The 15,997-nt window shown below is 70.8% G+C and carries 15 protein-coding genes; 9 read left to right on the forward strand and 6 right to left on the reverse strand.

Translation table 11 applies throughout. The annotated features are described in order from the left end of the window. Positions 1–298: 298 nt before the first annotated feature. Both afsK and kbpA read right to left on the reverse strand, forming a co-directional pair. The gene (afsK, locus tag ABT254_RS32395; RefSeq protein ID WP_351477898.1) at positions 299–2,647 is read right to left on the reverse strand and encodes a protein serine/threonine kinase AfsK; all 2,349 of its coding nucleotides are present in this window, start codon (positions 2,645–2,647) and stop codon (positions 299–301) included. A gap of 210 nt (positions 2,648–2,857) precedes the next feature. Further along, positions 2,858–3,604: an AfsK-binding protein KbpA gene (kbpA, locus tag ABT254_RS32400; protein WP_351477901.1), complete on the reverse strand. Its 747-nt coding sequence runs from the start codon at positions 3,602–3,604 to the stop codon at positions 2,858–2,860. Positions 3,605–3,739: 135 nt separating this feature from the next. Between kbpA and ABT254_RS32405 the strand changes: the two genes are divergently transcribed. Next, positions 3,740–4,375 carry a TetR family transcriptional regulator gene (locus tag ABT254_RS32405; protein ID WP_123970478.1) on the forward strand — a complete coding sequence of 212 codons (636 nt, stop codon included), beginning with the start codon at positions 3,740–3,742 and terminating at the stop codon, positions 4,373–4,375. A 75-nt stretch (positions 4,376–4,450) separates the two neighbouring features. On the opposite strand, the gene ABT254_RS32410 is transcribed toward ABT254_RS32405, so the two are convergent. Then, positions 4,451–4,903 carry an Lrp/AsnC family transcriptional regulator gene (locus tag ABT254_RS32410; RefSeq protein WP_266956483.1) on the reverse strand — a complete coding sequence of 151 codons (453 nt, stop codon included), beginning with the start codon at positions 4,901–4,903 and terminating at the stop codon, positions 4,451–4,453. An 82-nt stretch (positions 4,904–4,985) separates the two neighbouring features. Between ABT254_RS32410 and ABT254_RS32415 the strand changes: the two genes are divergently transcribed. Continuing rightward, on the forward strand, positions 4,986–5,597 hold the full coding sequence (locus ABT254_RS32415) for a LysE family translocator (RefSeq protein ID WP_351477905.1): 612 nt from the start codon (positions 4,986–4,988) through the stop codon (positions 5,595–5,597). A gap of 67 nt (positions 5,598–5,664) precedes the next feature. Next, positions 5,665–5,934: a hypothetical protein gene (locus ABT254_RS32420; RefSeq protein ID WP_351477907.1), complete on the forward strand. Its 270-nt coding sequence runs from the start codon at positions 5,665–5,667 to the stop codon at positions 5,932–5,934. A 6-nt stretch (positions 5,935–5,940) separates the two neighbouring features. Here the strand turns inward: ABT254_RS32420 and ABT254_RS32425 are convergent, their stop codons facing one another. Further along, entirely contained in the window at positions 5,941–6,405 is a 465-nt protein-coding gene (locus tag ABT254_RS32425) for a nitroreductase family deazaflavin-dependent oxidoreductase (RefSeq protein WP_351477910.1), read from the reverse strand. Then, complete coding sequence (locus ABT254_RS32430; RefSeq protein WP_351477913.1) at positions 6,402–7,646, reverse strand: acyl-CoA dehydrogenase family protein; 1,245 nt, start codon at positions 7,644–7,646, stop codon at positions 6,402–6,404. The genes ABT254_RS32425 and ABT254_RS32430 overlap by 4 nt, the downstream gene beginning before the upstream one ends. Positions 7,647–7,734: 88 nt before the next feature. On the opposite strand from ABT254_RS32430, the gene ABT254_RS32435 reads away from it, so the two are divergent. Next, the gene (locus ABT254_RS32435; protein WP_351477916.1) at positions 7,735–8,928 is read left to right on the forward strand and encodes a thiolase C-terminal domain-containing protein; all 1,194 of its coding nucleotides are present in this window, start codon (positions 7,735–7,737) and stop codon (positions 8,926–8,928) included. A gap of 13 nt (positions 8,929–8,941) precedes the next feature. On the opposite strand, the gene ABT254_RS32440 is transcribed toward ABT254_RS32435, so the two are convergent. Beyond that, positions 8,942–9,289, reverse strand: a complete 348-nt coding sequence (locus ABT254_RS32440) for a DUF1330 domain-containing protein (RefSeq protein ID WP_351477919.1) — start codon at positions 9,287–9,289, stop codon at positions 8,942–8,944. 252 nt (positions 9,290–9,541) lie between these two features. On the opposite strand from ABT254_RS32440, the gene ABT254_RS32445 reads away from it, so the two are divergent. The 5 genes from ABT254_RS32445 (at position 9,542) to ABT254_RS32465 (ending at position 15,992) form a co-directional block, all read left to right on the forward strand. Then, on the forward strand, positions 9,542–9,874 hold the full coding sequence (locus ABT254_RS32445; protein ID WP_351477922.1) for a WXG100 family type VII secretion target: 333 nt from the start codon (positions 9,542–9,544) through the stop codon (positions 9,872–9,874). Then, positions 9,871–11,004, forward strand: a complete 1,134-nt coding sequence (locus ABT254_RS32450) for a WXG100 family type VII secretion target (protein WP_351477925.1) — start codon at positions 9,871–9,873, stop codon at positions 11,002–11,004. Before ABT254_RS32445 ends, ABT254_RS32450 begins: the two co-directional genes overlap by 4 nt. 444 nt (positions 11,005–11,448) lie before the next feature. Then, complete coding sequence (locus tag ABT254_RS32455; RefSeq protein ID WP_351477928.1) at positions 11,449–14,640, forward strand: FG-GAP-like repeat-containing protein; 3,192 nt, start codon at positions 11,449–11,451, stop codon at positions 14,638–14,640. A 196-nt stretch (positions 14,641–14,836) separates the two neighbouring features. Next, a complete protein-coding gene (locus ABT254_RS32460) occupies positions 14,837–15,169 on the forward strand; it encodes a hypothetical protein (RefSeq protein WP_351477931.1) in 333 nt (110 codons plus the stop codon). 157 nt (positions 15,170–15,326) lie between these two features. After that, positions 15,327–15,992, forward strand: a complete 666-nt coding sequence (locus ABT254_RS32465) for a pyridoxine/pyridoxamine 5'-phosphate oxidase (RefSeq protein WP_351477934.1) — start codon at positions 15,327–15,329, stop codon at positions 15,990–15,992. Positions 15,993–15,997: the final 5 nt, after the last annotated feature.

The raw sequence follows: 15,997 nt of genomic DNA on the forward strand, positions 1-15,997 counted from the left end.
CCCGGGGGCCAGCCCCCGGACCCCCGCTCCTCAAACGCCGGAGGGGCTGGATTTTGCCGGGAGCGGCTGACTTTCGCCCGCCGGGGCTTGATCTTTCAGCCCGTCCGGCGTTTGAGGACGAGGCCGTTCAGGCCGAAGGGGGGTTTGGGGGCGCAGCCCCCAGGGGACGGGAATGGGTAGGGGCGGCGGGGGCGAAATCAGCGCGTGGCGACCCCCGTGCACCCGGCGTAGCGTCTAGGTGGGACGGCCGCCGTCCACACCCTTCCGTGACACCGGTACGACGGCCGTCACCCGCGGCTCAGGCGGGCCGGGCCGTCCCCGTCCCCTTCTCCGCGTCCAGCGCGTACACACAGCGGTCCTTGCTGCACGCGTACACCACCCCGTCCTTCACGACCGGGGAGCCGGTGATCTCACCGCCGGTCGCGAGTTTCCAGCGCAGCCGGCCGTCGTCGGCCTTCAGGGTGTAGAGCAGATGGTCCGTGGAGCCGAAGTGGATGCGGCCCTCCGCCACCGCGGGGGCACCCACGATGTCGCCGCCCGCCTGGAAGCGCCACTTGGGTGTGCCGGTGACCGCGTCCAGCGTGTACAGGCCCTTGCCGCTGCCCACGTGCACATGCCCGGCCGCCACCAGAACGGGGTCGATCGAGGCCCGGGACTCGGTGGCGATGCGCCAGCGGTCGCGGCCGTCGGTGGCGTCGAGGGCGTAGACCGTGCCGAGGTAGTCGACCAGGTAGATGCCGCCGCCGGTGACCGCGGGTCCGGGCGCGAAGGTGGGCGGGCAGAGGAAGACCGCGGGGGCCTCGAAGTGCCACCTCACATGGCCGCTCGCCACGTCGACCGCCAGGACCCGGGTGCCGGCGGAGACGTACACGTATCCGTCCGGGGCGTGCGTCACCCGTACTGGTACGCCGCCGCAGGAGGCCGCGTCGCCGATCGGGTAGGACCAGCGCTCCTTGCCGGTGCGGGCGTCCAGGGCGCGCAGCCGGGCGTCCTGCCAGACGTAGGCCGTGCCCTCGTGGACGGTGGGCCCGGCTTCGGGGGACTCGAAGTCGGTCTGCGCCCCCGTGAGTTCCCACAGTTTCTGGCCGTTGGACGCGTCCCAGGCCTGGACGCCGCCGCCGCGCGTGCCGGTGACGACCGTGCCCCGGTCGGCCTTCAGGGAGTACACCCAGGCGTCCGTGGACAGCCGCCACAGGTCGGCGCCCTCACGGCAGTCCAGGGCGAACAGCGTCGGCCCGTCGGAGGCGTGGATACGGCCGTCGGCGACCGCCATCGACCAGGCCACGTCCCGCGTCTTGAAGCGCCGGCGGCCGGTCGCCACGTCCAGGGCGTGCACCTCGAAGGAGGTGACGTAGACGAGGTCGCCGGAGACCGACGGGGTGCCCCACACATCGTTCGACATGCGGAAGCGCCAGGGACGCCAGCCCGCCGCGGCCTCCGGGGGCGCGGGCAGCGACGTGGGTACGACAGGATCCGCGCCGTTGACTCCGGGGCGCGGCTTGGACCAGGAGGCGGCCAGGGCGGCCTCCGGGGGAGGTGCCTTCACGGCGGCGGCGCGGACGTCGGAGACCCGCGGCCCCGGCCCGATGGGCACCTGGGCGCCGGCCAGCCGGACGGGGCCGGTGTCGGGGGCGCCGACGGGCACGGGGGACGGCGGTACGACGGGGTCGTGCGCCGGCGGGGGCGGCACGGGGGCGGGGCGCGCGCCTCCGCCGCTGCGGCCGCCGCCCTGGCCCGGCTTGGCCGCCGGACGGCCGTTGCGGCGCGCCTCGATCAGGCTCACCGCCCGCTCGGGCAGCCAGGCCGAGGCCGTACCGCTGTCGTCGGTGCCGGAGCCGAAGAGGTGCGGGGCCAGCTGGGCCTGGAGGTCGGCCGGGTTGGGGCGGGCGGTGGCCTCCATCTGCATACAGGACTCGATGAGCGGGCGCAGCTCGTCCGGGAGCCCCTCCAGGTCCGGGCCCTCCCGCAGCAGCATGAAGACCGTCTCGACCGGGTTGGCGCCATGGAAGGGCGGGTGCCCGGTGGCCGCGAAGACGAGCATGGAGCCGAGCGAGAAGACGTCGCTCGCACCGGTCACGGACCGCGAGTCCTTCGCCTGCTCGGGCGACATGTAGGCGGGGGTGCCCACCGCCACGTTCGTCATCGTCAAACGGGTGTTCGAGACTCCGGAGGCGATACCGAAGTCGATCACCCGGGGGCCGTCCTCGACGACGAGGACGTTCGAGGGCTTCAGGTCCCGGTGCACCAGACCGGCGCCGTGGATCGACTGGAGCGCCTCGGCCACACCCGCCGCCAGCCAGCGCACCGCCTGGGCCGGGAGCGGCCCGCACTCATTCACTATCTCCTCGAGGGAGGGCGCGGGCACGTACGCGGTGGCCAGCCACGGCACGGCGGCGCGCGCGTCGGCGTCGACCACGGCCGCCGTGTAGAAGCCGGAGACCGCCCGGGCGGCCTCCACCTCGCGCGAGAAGCGGACGCGGAACAGCTGGTCCTCGGCGAGCTCCGTACGGACCGTCTTGATCGCCACACGCCGGCCGGACGCCGAGCGCGCGAGATAGACCAGCCCCATGCCGCCGGCACCGAGCCGTCCCAGCACCTCGAACGGACCGATACGCCGCGGATCGTGCTGTGTCAGCTGATCCACCACTTGCCTGCCACCTCCCCGTACGGGCCGCGCCGGCCACATCTGTGCGCGACCCCGTGCAGCGTCTCACCACCGCACCGCCATGGCGGCACGCACCCTGATTCTTCCTGTCCCGGGCACTGGTTGCGAACCCGGGAGCGAGTCGGGATGCCTCACCCCAAAACGGTATGTTTCACCGCACGATCTGTTTCAGTCGGTCTATTTCAGCAGTTTTCAGTCGGTCTGCTTCCGTCGTTCCAGCACCGCGAACGACGCCCCCTGATTGTCGGTGACGACGGCCGCCCTTCCGTACGACGTCTCGGATACTGGCGCCCAGATCCGACCCCCGAGACGGCTCACCGTCCCGAGTGCGGCGTCACAGTCCTCCACGCCGAAGTGGACCAGGAAGTGGGGCGGCATCTCGGCCGGGAAGACCTCCGAGACGGCCGCCCGCCCGAAGTCGGGCCGGGCCTCGGGCCCGAACAGGGCGTCGTGGAAGAGATCGCCGTAGAAGGTGTTGGCGACCTCCACGTCCCGGGCGTACAGCTCGGCCCATGCGAAGGTGCCGGGCTCGTGCCGCCGGCCGAAGCCGGGGTGGCTGCCCGGCTCCCAGAGCCCGAAGACGGCACCCTCGGGGTCGGTGACCAGGGCGGACGTGCCCAGCTCCGCGACCGGCGTGGGCGCCGTGACGACCTGCCCGCCGGCCGCCCAGATCCGGTCGGCCAGCGCCTCGGCGTCCGGCGTCGCGAAGTACACGGTCCACACGGTGGGCAGCCGCCCGTCCGTCTTGCGTGCGAGCGCGGCGACCGGCTCCCCCTCCTTACGGGCCCATACGAAGCCGCCGGGCAGCTCAGGCCGGTCCTCGAAGGTCCACCCGAAGAGCTCGCCGTAGAACCGCTTGCCCGCCTCCACATCGGGAAGCTGCGCGTCCACCCAGCACGGGACGCCCTCTCCGTACGCGGATGCCCTGTTTTCGGCCATACCGCCAAACTAACGGCGACTCACGCACCCCGCAGGACCAGGCACACCAGCCTCCGCCCTCTCGTGCACCCCATTTGCAGTCGGCCGAATCGCGCTCCCATCACCCCTCGGTAAGCTGACGACATGACAGGACAAGTGCGTACCGTCGACGGCCGCGTGGCCGGCCGGCGTGGGCAGGCGACCCGGCAGAAGCTGCTCGACTGCCTCAGCGAGATGCTCAGCTCCTCCCCTTACCGGGACGTCAAAGTCATCGATGTCGCCCGGAAAGCGGGGACTTCGCCCGCGACCTTCTACCAGTACTTCCCGGACGTCGAGGGCGCCGTCCTGGAGATCGCCGAGCAAATGGCCACCGAGGGCGGTCAGTTGACCGCGCTCCTCGAGGGCCGCTCCTGGGTCGGCAAGGCCGGCTGGCAGACCGCGCAGGAACTCGTGGACGGGTTCCTCGAGTTCTGGCGCAAGAACGACGCGATCCTGCGCGTCGTCGACCTCGGTGCGGCCGAGGGCGACAAACGGTTCTACAAGATCCGTATGAAGATCCTGAACTCGGTGAACAACTCCCTCACCGACTCGATCACCGAACTCCAGTCGAAGGGAAGGGTCGACAAGGACGTGAACCCGGCGGCGGTCGCCGGTTCACTGGTCGCGATGCTCGCGGCGGTCGCCTCGCACCAGAAGGGATTCCAGACGTGGGGCGTCAAGCAGGCTGAACTCAAGCCGAATCTGGCGCTGTTGGTGCACCTGGGCGTGACCGGCAAGAAGCCGACGAAATAGAGCTCCCCTTTTTCCAGGCCCAAGTCCTGTCTGGCAGGCGGTGGTTCACCCGACGGTGAGCCACCGCCTGCTGCGCTATGCGGGCAGCGGACGGTCCCGCACCACGTGCTTCATCACCAGTGTCGAGGTCAACCGCTGCACGCCCGGCAGCGTCGCCAGCCGCTCGTCGTACAGCCGCTGGAAGGCGGCGAGGTCGGCGGTGGCCACCCGGAGCAGATAGTCGGGCTCCCCGAAGAGCCGCTGCGCATCCAGGACATGGGGGATGTCCGCGAGGGCCCGCTCGAACTCGGCGACCGTGTCCCGGTCCTCCTGCCGCATGGACACGAAGACCAGCGCCTCGAAGGTCAGCCCCACCGCGGCCGGGTCCACCACCGCCCGGTACCCGCTGATCGCCCCCGACCGTTCCAGCTCCCGCAGCCGCCGATGGCAGGGCGAGACACTCAGCCGCACCCGCCCGGCCAGCTCGGTCACGGTCAGCCGCCCGTCCTGTTGCAGCTCGGCAAGGATTTTGCGATCCACGTCGTCCATGGGGCAGATCTTTCCACAGACTACCCGGTATCGAGCAAAATCCAGAAACACATTCGACCCAATCGCGCCTAATGTCGCTCGCATGGACACCCGACTGCTGCTTTCCTTCCTCGCCCTCGATCTTCTGCTGGTGTGCGTGCCGGGTGCCGACTGGGCGTACGCGATCTCGGCCGGCCTGCGCGGCCGTTCCGTCGGGTGGGCGGTGGGCGGTCTGGTCGCCGGGTACGCGGTGCACACGGTGCTGGCGGTGGCGGGACTCGCGGTGCTGGTGGCGGGCGAGCCGCGGCTGCTGACCGTCGCGGGGGCCGGATATCTGGTGTGGCTGGGGTGGGGGGTGCTGCGCAGCCCCGGGGCGCCGGGGACGGCGGACGAACTGGCGGACACCTCCCGCGCCCGAGTCTTCCTGCGCGGCGCGACGATCAGCGGCCTGAACCCGAAGGGCCTGCTGCTGTACCTGTCGGTCCTGCCGCAGTTCCTGACCCCCCACGGAAACCTGCCGATCCCCGCCCAGACCGCCACCCTCGGCCTGCTCCACATGGCGTGCTGCGCCGCCGTCTACCTCACGGTGGGGCTGGGCGCCCGAGCGGTCCTGGCCACCCGCCCGTCAGCCGCCCGCGCGGTGACGCGCACATCGGGGGCGGCGATGCTGGGGATCGGGGCGTTTTTGCTGGTGCAGCGGTTGGCGACGTTGTAGCGCATTGAACACTTAGCGACCGGTTTACGTACGTATGGGCAGGTACTCCGCGAAAGGAGAGGCGATCATGAACCTCCTGAAGCGTGCGGCCGTCGGTGTGGCCTCGGTGGCTCTGATGGCCGGTGGCGCGGGCATCGCCTTCGCGGCCCAGCCCGGCGCGTCCTGCGAGGAGACCCCCAACCCTCCGGGGAACTCGGTCAGTGCGCCCGGCTCCGCCTTCAACCCCGACGGCAACGCCGGCACCCACTACGCCGGCGAGCAGCCGCAGAACTCCAAGAACGCACACTCGGTCTCCCAGTACGACGTGGCCTGCACCCATAACCAGTCGTCCCGCTGACACCGACTACCTCCGCACAACCCTGAACACCCGTATCTCCCGCTCCACCCGAGCCTGATACGTCGCATACGGCGGCCAGAAGGCCAACAACGCCTTCCAGGCCGCCGTCCTCTCCTCTCCCTCCAGCAGCCGGGCCGTGACCGGGATGTCCTGGCCCTTCCAGCTGATCTCGGCGTCGGAACGGGCGAGGAGGTTGTGGGTCCAGGCGGGGTGGTCGGTGCGGCCGAAGTTGGAGCCGATGAGGAGCCAGCCACCCTCCTCGGGCATGCAGGCGAGGGGCGTACGACGGGGGAGGCCGCTGCGCGCACCCGTGCTCGTCAGGATCACTCCGGGCAGCATCTGCGCACTGAGCAGGTACTTTCCGCGCGTCAGCCGGTGTACGGCCCTGTCGAGCCTCGGCACCACGTGTGGCGCCACCTTCGCGAAGCCCCTCGTCGAGGACACCTTCTGCACCAGCCGTTCGCCGATCACACCGCCACCTCCCGGCCGAGTTCGAAAAGGTGCGCCCCGTCGGCGGCGTGCGCCCGCAGCCGGTGCACCGGCCCGAACAGCAGTTCGTCGCCCGCGGCGCGCTTGAAGTACAGATGCGCCTCGTGCTCCCAGGTGAAACCGATGCCGCCGTGCAACTGGATCCCCTCGGCCGCGGCGGCGCGCAGCGCCTCAAGGGCCTGCGCGAGGGCGAGCCCGCCCACCTGCCCACCCGTCTCCGGCCCCCGCCCTTCCAACGAGGCGCTCCGCGCCACACCTCCTGATTCGTGGGCGGTGGCCCAGGCGGCGTAGTAGGCGGCCGAGCGCGCCGCCTGGACCTGGACGTACACGTCGGCCAGCCGGTGTTTCACCGCCTGGAAGGAGCCGATCGCCCTGCCGAACTGCTCGCGCTGTTTCACGTATTCCACGGTCCGTTCCAGCGCGTGGTCGGCGGCCCCGACGGCTTCGCAGGCCAGCACGGCGGCGGCCGTGTCACCCACCGCGGAGAGGGCCGCGAGAACCTCGCCCCCGTCTTCCGTGCCCAGCAACTCGGCTTCCGTGTCCCGTAATTGGACCCGCGCCTGCGGGCGGGTCGCGTCGAGCGCGGTCTGCCGTACACGTACGAGCCCGGCCGCGTCCCCCGCCACGAGGAAGAGGAGGGTGCGCGAGCGGGCGAAGCCGCCGGTGTGGGCGGCGACCACCAGGAGCCGCGCGCTGTGGCCGTCCAGCACCTGGTCGACCTGTCCGTACAGCCGCCAGCCGTCACCGGCCCACCTGGCCTGCACGCCTCCCGCGCGGCCCCCGCCGGCCCAGTCGCCGTCGCCCGTGCCGGTGAGGGCGAGGGCGGTGGCGAGGGCGGCGCCCGGGACGGCGAGGGCTGCCGTCAGGGTGCCGTCGGCGATGCGGGGCAGCAGGGCGGCGCGCTGGGTGTCGGTGCCGAGGGCGAGGATCAGGGGTGCGGCGAGCACACACGTCGCGAGGAGCGGGGAGGGGGCGAGGGCCCTGCCCGGCTCCTCTGCCGCGAGGGCGAGTTCGGCCGCCGAACAGCCGATGCCGCCGTACGCCTCCGGGAGGGCGAGTCCGGGCAGGCCGAGCCGGTCGGCGAGCGCGGTCCACAGGGCCGGGTCGTGTCCGGCGGGGGTGTCGAGGGCGGCGCGCAGCTCCTCGGGGCCGCAGCGTTTGCGGAGCAGTTCGCGCAGGGCGCGGCGGATCCCGTCCTGCTCGGCCGTGAAGCCGGCGTCCATGGCTCTCCCCCACTCTCTTCCCTCAGTATCTGACGGTCCGTCATATTAGGAGCGGCGCAGCGATATGCACAGAGGCAGGAGGCCGCTCATGACTCCCCCGACGACACACCGGTCGACGCCCCGGAGCCGGAAGGTCGCCGTGGTCGGCGTCGCCCTCTCGGACTGCGGCCGCGTGGACGACGCGACCCCGTACACCCTGCACGCCCAGGCGGCCCGCCGCGCACTGGCCGACGCGGGGCTGGCCCGTGGGGTGGTGGACGGCTTCGCCTCGGCGGGCACGGGCACGCTCGCTCCCGTCGAGGTGGCCGAGTACCTGGGCCTGCGCCCCACCTGGGTCGACTCCACGGCGGTCGGGGGTTCGACCTGGGAGGTGATGGCGGCCCATGCGGCGGACGCGATCGCGGCGGGGCACGCGAACGCGGTCCTGCTGGCGTACGGCTCGACGGCCCGCGCGGACATCAGGGCGGGCCGCCGCACCGGCAACCTCTCCTTCGGCGCGCGGGGCCCGCTCCAGTTCGAGGTGCCGTACGGCCACACGCTGATCGCCAAGTACGCGATGGCGGCCCGCCGCCACATGATCGAACACGGCACGACCATCGAGCAGCTGGCGTCCGTCGCCGTACAGGCGAGGGCGAACGCCGCGCTCAACCCGGAGGCCATGTTCCGCACCCCGGTCACCGTGGACGAGGTGCTGTCCGGCCCGATGATCGCGGATCCCTTCACCAAGCTGCACTGCTGCATACGTTCCGACGGCGGGGCGGCGGTGCTGCTGGCCGCCGAGGAGTACGTACGCGACTGCCGTACCGCTCCGGTCTGGGTGCTCGGCACCGGGGAGCACGTCTCGCACGCCACCATGTCCGAGTGGCCCGACTTCACGGTGTCGCCGGCGGCGGTGAGCGGGCGGCTGGCGTTCGAGCGGGCCGGGGTCGGGCCTTCGGAAATGGACTTCGCGCAGATCTACGACGCGTTCACCTACATGACGCTGGTGACGCTCGAGGACCTCGGGTTCTGCGGGAAGGGGGAGGGCGGGGCGTTCGTGGAGAAGGGGCGGCTGAGGGTCGAGGGCGGGGAGCTGCCGGTGAACACGGACGGCGGCGGGCTGTCGGCCCAACACCCCGGGATGCGGGGGTTGTTCCTCCTGGTGGAGGCGGTACGGCAACTGCGGGGAGAGGCGGGCGCGAGGCAAGTACGGGCGGCCGACGGGGAGTTGCCGCGGCTGGGGGTGGCCTCGGGCACCGGGGGCTGGTTCTGCTCCTCCGGGACGGTGGTCCTCGGCAGGTGATCAGCCGAGCGGGCTACTCGGCAGGCAGGGCCTCCCGTATCGCACGTGCGGTGGAGGCCGGGTCGTAGTCCACGGGAACGCCGTCGACCAGGATGATGTCGCCGTCGATGTGCCGCGAGCGCAACGGCGCGATCTCCTGGTACGCGGGCGAGTCCCACCAGGCCCGCGCCTCGGCGATCCCGGGAAAACCGATCACCACGACATGCCCGGGCCAGCCGCCCTCCTTCACCTCGTGCTGCGTGGCGTGCACCAGGAAACGGCCGCCGTACGGCTCGAAGGTGCCGGAGATCCGCTCGATGTACTCGGCGATCTCCGGGTGCGGGGCGGCTTCCTGGAGGTGGGCTATGGCGTAGGCGGTCATGACGTGTCGCCGTCCTTCCGGTCGGTCGGGGTCCGTGTGCGGACGATCGTGGCAGGACGAGATCTCGGGGTCGATGACCTCACAGGTAAGCGGCCTGGCTGCGCCCTGGAGGAAGCCGGCCAAAGGGCGCGTCATCGTCGCGTCTTGATCCTGCAAACAGTCCTTTTGAACCCGCAAACAGCTCTTCCCGGCGGATCACCGCCTCCGGTACTGCTGGTCTCTGCTCATGTACTCAACAACGGGGGAGCGAGAATGAGCCAGTTCGGTGTCGACCCGGACACGCTGGACCAGCTTGCCGGGAAGTTCGACAGAGAAGCGAAGGACCTGGCGAAGCCGATCGACGCCTTCGCGGCGACCGCGTCCCAGATCGGAGAGGCCTTCGGCCTGCTCGGCGCCTGCGACGGTGCGGCGCAGAAGTACCAGACGCTGCTGACCGGCACCCTCAAGGCGCTCGGGCAACTGCCCGCCGTTTTCACCAGCGACGGCGACCGGCTGCGTCTCAACGCCACCAACTACAAGAACTCGGACCAGACCGCCATCGACCACCTCCGCGCCGCGACCCGGCCCACGGGAGGCCCGGCATGAGCATCAACAGCTGGATCGACGGCAAGGTGCTGGACATCCTGCAGGCCTGCGGGGTGGAACTCCCCGGCGGCAACGGCGACACGCTCCGCACGATCGCCGGTGCCTGGGACACCATGGGCAACGAGCTGACCGAGGTCGCACACGCCCTCGACGTGCAGATCCAGGGCGTCGACAGGCAGGGCTGGCACGGCGAGGCCCACGACGCCTTCGAGAAGCACTGGGCGGAGCAGAAGCGCGTCATCGACGACGTCGCGCACAACTTCCACCAGGTGGCCGACGGGCTGCGGGCGTACGCCGACGAGATCGACAAGATCAACGAGGAGATCATCGACATCTGCGTCGAGATCGCCGAGATGGAGATCGCGGGCGCGGCGCTCTCCTTCTTCACCGGCTTCCTCTCCGACCTCGTCGCGAACACGGCCGTGGCCACCCGGGTCGCCAAGATCGTCGACCTGGTGAAGCTGTTCACGTCGGCTGCGGAGAAGGTGGCGGCGCTGCTGGAGCGGTTCGGCAAGCTCAGCGAGGAAGGGGCGGTGAAGCTGGCGGAGGTGCTCACCAAGGTGGCCGAGTTCAGTGCGAAGTTCCTCACGAAGGGCGCGGAGAGCTTCGTCACGAACTTCGTCGCCGACTCCGCCAGCACGATGCTCAACCAGGCTGTCCACGGTCAGCCCGTGACCGTCGGAGACGATCTCGTCAACGGCACCCGGGCCGCCGCCGGAACGGCTGTATTCACCGGCGGTGGTGCGGCGGTCGCGGAGACGGCGGGACTCACCGGGGTGGCCGGCACCATCCTCAGGGGAGACGGCCTGCTCGGCACCACCGTCAACGGCGCGGCCGGCAATGTGGCCGGTGGGCTCACGGCCGACGTCATCAGCGGTCAGGACGCCTCGACGATGGGCCAGAACGCTCTCACGAACGCCGCAACCGGTGCCTTCGGAAACGCCCAGAACCACGGCGTCAACCATGCCTTGGAGCAGCATGGGAGTCTCGGCGGCGAGAACCTCAGCGACCGGGGCAAGCTCGCTGACGGCGCGTTCAAGAACACCGTGGGGACCACCTTGAACACGGGCGTCTACGCCGCCGGCTCCGGCATCGAGTCGGATGTCCAGGATCTGACCAAGGACGAGTGAGAGCGATCGGCGGCGTGAGACTTGCGGCTGTCTGGACCCCGAACCCCCATCACCCGTTCACCTGGGGACATTTCTTCGGGTTCCTCGTCGTGGCCGGTGGAGGCGCGCTCATCCTTGCGGGAGTGCTCGCGGCTGTCAGCACCTGGCGCAGTTCCGAACAGCCACGTTACCGGGGGCTGTGGCGTGTGCTCCTTGCCACGACGGGGTGCTTCGGGGTCGTGGGCCTCGCGATCATCGCCTTGGGCGTGTGGCTGTACTGAGCCGCACACCCGAGGCCCGTGCCTGGGACGGCAGACGACGGTCTGACCCCGACCGGCTGGCACCTTGCCATGCCCATGCTGTTAGTCTCCCCCCACTCGCGTGGGGGGAGCGGCCGGGGGGCCGGGAGGCGACCAGGGTGTCGCCGTAGTCCCGCCATGCTTCTTCTTGCCTTCCGGAGGAACCGTGGCCCAACCTGGCCGACACAGACCCTCTGCCCGTACGGCGGTCGTCCTGGCGGCGGCGCTGACGCTGAGCCTCCCGCTCGCCGCGCTGCCGTCACCGTCCGTCGCCGCCACGGCCGGGGAGATCGTCGTACCGGCCGCCGCACGGGCCGTGCCCCGGGCCACGCAGATCCTCAACGCGGGGACCAGCGGGTTCCTCTGGACGCAGGAGGGCGACGACCGGTTCCTGTGGACGGACTACGCCTCCGGCACCACCACGGCACTGGAGCAGCGGCTGGATGTGCCGGTCCAGTACAACATCGACGACGGCTCCTACCTGTCGTACCCGTCCTTCCAGACCGGCTACTACGGGCGCGGTTCCGACACCGTGGCCCTCTACTCCGACGAGAACGACCAGGTCACCCTCCTCAAGGGCGGCAGCTCGACGGTCGTACCGGTGTCGGAGTACGACGACTACCGGGGCACGTTCGGAGACACGGTCCTCACCGCGAGCAAGAGCACCGGTGCGTTGCGATTGATGCGCGCCCAGGACGGTGGCGGGGTCGCCGAGACCCCGGTGACCGGACTGCCGGAGGGAGAACGGAACTTCTCGGTCGAGGACGGTGACGCGCGGTCCGTCGTCCTCCGCTACGAGACGGACGGCGACGAAGGAACCCAGCGGCACTGGGGCATCGTCGACCTCACCACGGGCGTGTTCACCGCGCTGCCCGACCGGGTGAACGACACCGACCACTGGGAAGTGACCGGCTTCCAGCTGTCGAAGGACTCGGTGCTGCGGCTCCGCCCCGGGCGCGGCATGGCCGACCTGTACGACCGTGACGACCTGTCGGCCGCGCCACGGACCTTCGACACGGCTTCCATGACCTCCGACGCGTCGTACGGCGTCGTCGGCGACAAGCTGATCGGCCGGGAACCGACCGCCCCCGGCGACAACAAGTACCGGGGCCAGCCGCTGTTCGCCCTCAGCACCGACGGCACGGCCACCGACATGGCCAAGGTCATGGAGCCGTCCGCGCACAACATGGTCCAGGCGCCCGACGGTTCCCTCCTCGTGGCGGGCGCCGCGCAGTACGTCGAACGCGGCGACCTCGACTGGGGCATCTACCGCATCGCGCAGGACGACACCGGCTCTCTCACCCGCACCCGCGTGACTTCCGTGGACCCGATGCCCGCGCAGATCCACGGCCTCTCCCTCGGCAGCGGCATCCTCACCACAGCCGACAACAGCACGCTGTACGAGCCGGACACGATCCTCGGCGCCTACCGCAGCACGTGGCTCACCGGCAGCGGGATCGCCAAGTCCACGGTGGACGGCCTGATCAGCGGATGGGACGGCGACTGCTCCCTGTACCGCCCCCACTGCATCCAGATGTTCGCCGACGGCACCGGCTTCCACGGCCGTGTGGACTCCACCGAGTCCGGCCTGACCATGCTGCGCGCCAACGGCGCCACCGGCTGGGGCCCGAGCGTCGGCACCGGCGACAGCACCCCGCAGCTGAAGGACCTCTCCGGGCGGTACGGCGTCGTCGACGGTGCCTCCTCGGGCAAGCAGTACGTCGTCGACTTCACCGGCACGGGCAAGGTGCTCCTCAAGCGCGACCGGGTCGCCGCGGCCGTCTGGGGCGACACCCTGTGGAGCGGCGCGGCCACCGGCGGCAAGGTCACCGCCACCCGACTCCCCTCCGGCACCGCCGGGGAGATCTTCACCACCCGCAACGGCTGCACGCCGTCCGACCTCCAGGCCGTGGGCCGCTTTGTGTACTGGGTGTGCGAGGACTCCTGGGGTGACGTCCAGGGCTCGGGCGTCTACGACCGTACGACCAAGAAGACGGCCACCGCCCCGGAGGGCCGGGTCCTGCTCGGCGACGGCTACCTCGTCGAAGCCCTCGCCGGCACAGACTCGGACAGCGGGCTGACCCTCTTCGACCTCCACAACGGCCTTCCGGCGAGCGGGAACCACGCCGATCTGCCGCACCACAAGCTCGCCGGCTGGACCGACCTCGGCCGGGACAACGTCGGGGCGCGCACGAGTTGGACCGTGGACCGCTTCGGTGGCCAGGTCGCCTACGCCGACCGGGAGCAGCGCGTCCACATCGTCCCGCCTGGCGTCCCCACCTCCGCGCTCACCGCGATCGACGCGACCGTCACCCCCAAGCCGGCGGGCTGGTCCGGAACTTGGTGGCTCTCCAAGCCTGCCGCCGGCTGGCAGGTGACGATCCGCTCGGCGTCCGGCGCCACGGTCCGCACCCTGTCCGGCTCCGCCGCTCGCGGCCTCCTGACGGCCACCTGGGACGGCAAGGACTCCACCGGCCGCCTCGTCCCGAACGGCACTTACACCTGGACCCTCACCGCCGCCCCCGCCGACGGCACCGGCGCGCCCCTCACCCGCTCCGGCACCACCAAGGTGACGGACGGCTCGGCGGCGCTCCGCGACCACGCCGGCAACGACGGCATCGGCGACCTGCTCACCCTCGACTCCTCCGGCGGACTCACCGTCCAACGGGGCACCGGCATGGGGACCTTCTCCGGCAAGGTCACCGGCAGCGGCTGGCCGACGAGCGCGAAGTTCGTGTCCTACGGCGATCTGAACGGCGACCGCTGCAACGACGTGCTGGTGCGGCTGAGCTCCGGAGCGCTGCGGCGGTACACGCCGGGCTGCGGCAAGGCGGTCACCCCGTCGACGCCGTACACGACCCTCGGCACCAGCGGCTGGACGCAGTACGACGTCCTGACCTCGCCCGGTGACGTGACCAAGGACGGCCGCCCGGACCTGCTCGCCCGCAACGCCTCCACCGGCGCCGTGTACCTCTACAAGGGGACCAGCACGGGCAAGCTGTCGGCGCGGGTGAAGCTCTACGACAACTGGAAGACGTACAAGAAGGTCGTCGGCACCGGTGACCTCAACGGCGACGGCGTCGGGGATGTGCTCGTCCAGGACAAGTCGAACAATCTCTACCGCTACGACGGCAAGGGCGACGGCACCTTCAAGGCGCCGGTGAAGCTCTTCACCGACTGGGGCGGCTCGTACAACGTGATCGTCGGCGTCGGGGACATCACCGGTGACGGCAAGGCCGACCTCGTGTCCAGGGACACCAGCGGCACCCTGTGGCGCAACAACGGAAACGGCACGGGCTCCTTCGGCGGACGCACGAAGATCGCCACCGGGTGGGGCGGATACAAGTCGGTGCTCTGAGCCAGGAGTTCTACGCCGCATGCATGGGCGAAGAACTCCGCGGCCGACCCTTAGGAGTAAGGGTCGGCCGCGGTCGTTTCGATGGACGGCTGGGTCAGCCGACGGTGTAGGTGTACGGGATTCCGGTGATCTCGGAGCCGTTCCCGCCACCCATCGCCGTGTCGTTGTCCACCTGAAAGAAGGTGCACCTGCCGTCATGAACACGGAGTTCATCATCAGCGAGCTGCTGGAGGAAGCGCAGGACGACTGGGTGCCCGTCGACCGCCTGATCGGGCTCGCACAGGAGACGGCCGAACAGTCCGGCCGCGATTTCCGGGCCGTGGCCGCGGAAGCGCTCACCGAGTTGCTGTGCGGCCGGCTGATGGCCGTGGGAGACCTTGGCGTCAACGGTTTCGAGGCGTGGAGCGGCAGTCCCGAGGCTCTGGTGCGTCGGGTGGTCGCCATGCTCGACCGGTTCGACTGGCGCCCCCAGGGCGGTGCCTGCTGGCTCGCCGACACCGGACACGGCACCAGCGAGGGGTCCCGCTAGCGCGTGGAAGTACCCCGCCAACTCGCCCCGGCGGGACCTCCCCACGAACCGTTGTCGAGCTTGGCCCCCTCCTCACCGTCTCCCGCGACAGCTGGCAGGCCTTCATCCGGCAGTTCGGCTAGACGTGTGCGCGGATCCGGCAGGTGATACTCGACCCATGGGAACGGATCTTCATGAACTGCTGAGGTCGCTGCGGGTCTGGGACCCGGAGGTCACGGAGCTGCGCCCCTTCGACCCGGCGAACGCCCCCGCCGAACCGCTGCCCCTCTTCACGGCGTGGTTCGCGGAGGCGGTGGCGGCCGGGCAGAAGGAGCCGCACACCATGTCGCTGGCCACGGCGGACGCGGACGGAAACCCGGACGTACGGATCGTGATGCTGCACGGCGCCGACGCGGACGGCTGGGCCTTCGCGACGCACTCGACGAGTCGCAAGGGCGGCCAGCTGGCGGCACGGCCGTATGCGGCCCTCGGTTTCTACTGGCCGGCGCTGGGCCGCCAGGTGCGGGTACGAGGGCCGGTCACCGCCGCCCCGGCCCAGGACTCCCAGGGCGACCTGCACGCCCGCTCGACCGGCGCCCTCGCCGCCGCCCTCACCGGACGTCAGAGTGAAGTCCTGGGTTCCGTGGAGGAGTTGGCGCGCGCTTCCGAGGCCGCCTGGGAACGGGCCCAGCAGGAGCCCGACGCTCCGGTGCCCACCTGGACCCTGTACCGGCTTCGGCCTGACGAGGTGGAGTTCTTCCAGGGGGACGAGCGTCGGCAGCATGTACGGCTGAACTACCGCCGGAAGAACGGGGCTTGGGCCAAGGAACTGCTGTGGCCGTAAAGCCG

The organism is Streptomyces sp. NPDC001137 (assembly GCF_040298885.1).
Classification (GTDB): domain Bacteria; phylum Actinomycetota; class Actinomycetes; order Streptomycetales; family Streptomycetaceae; genus Streptomyces.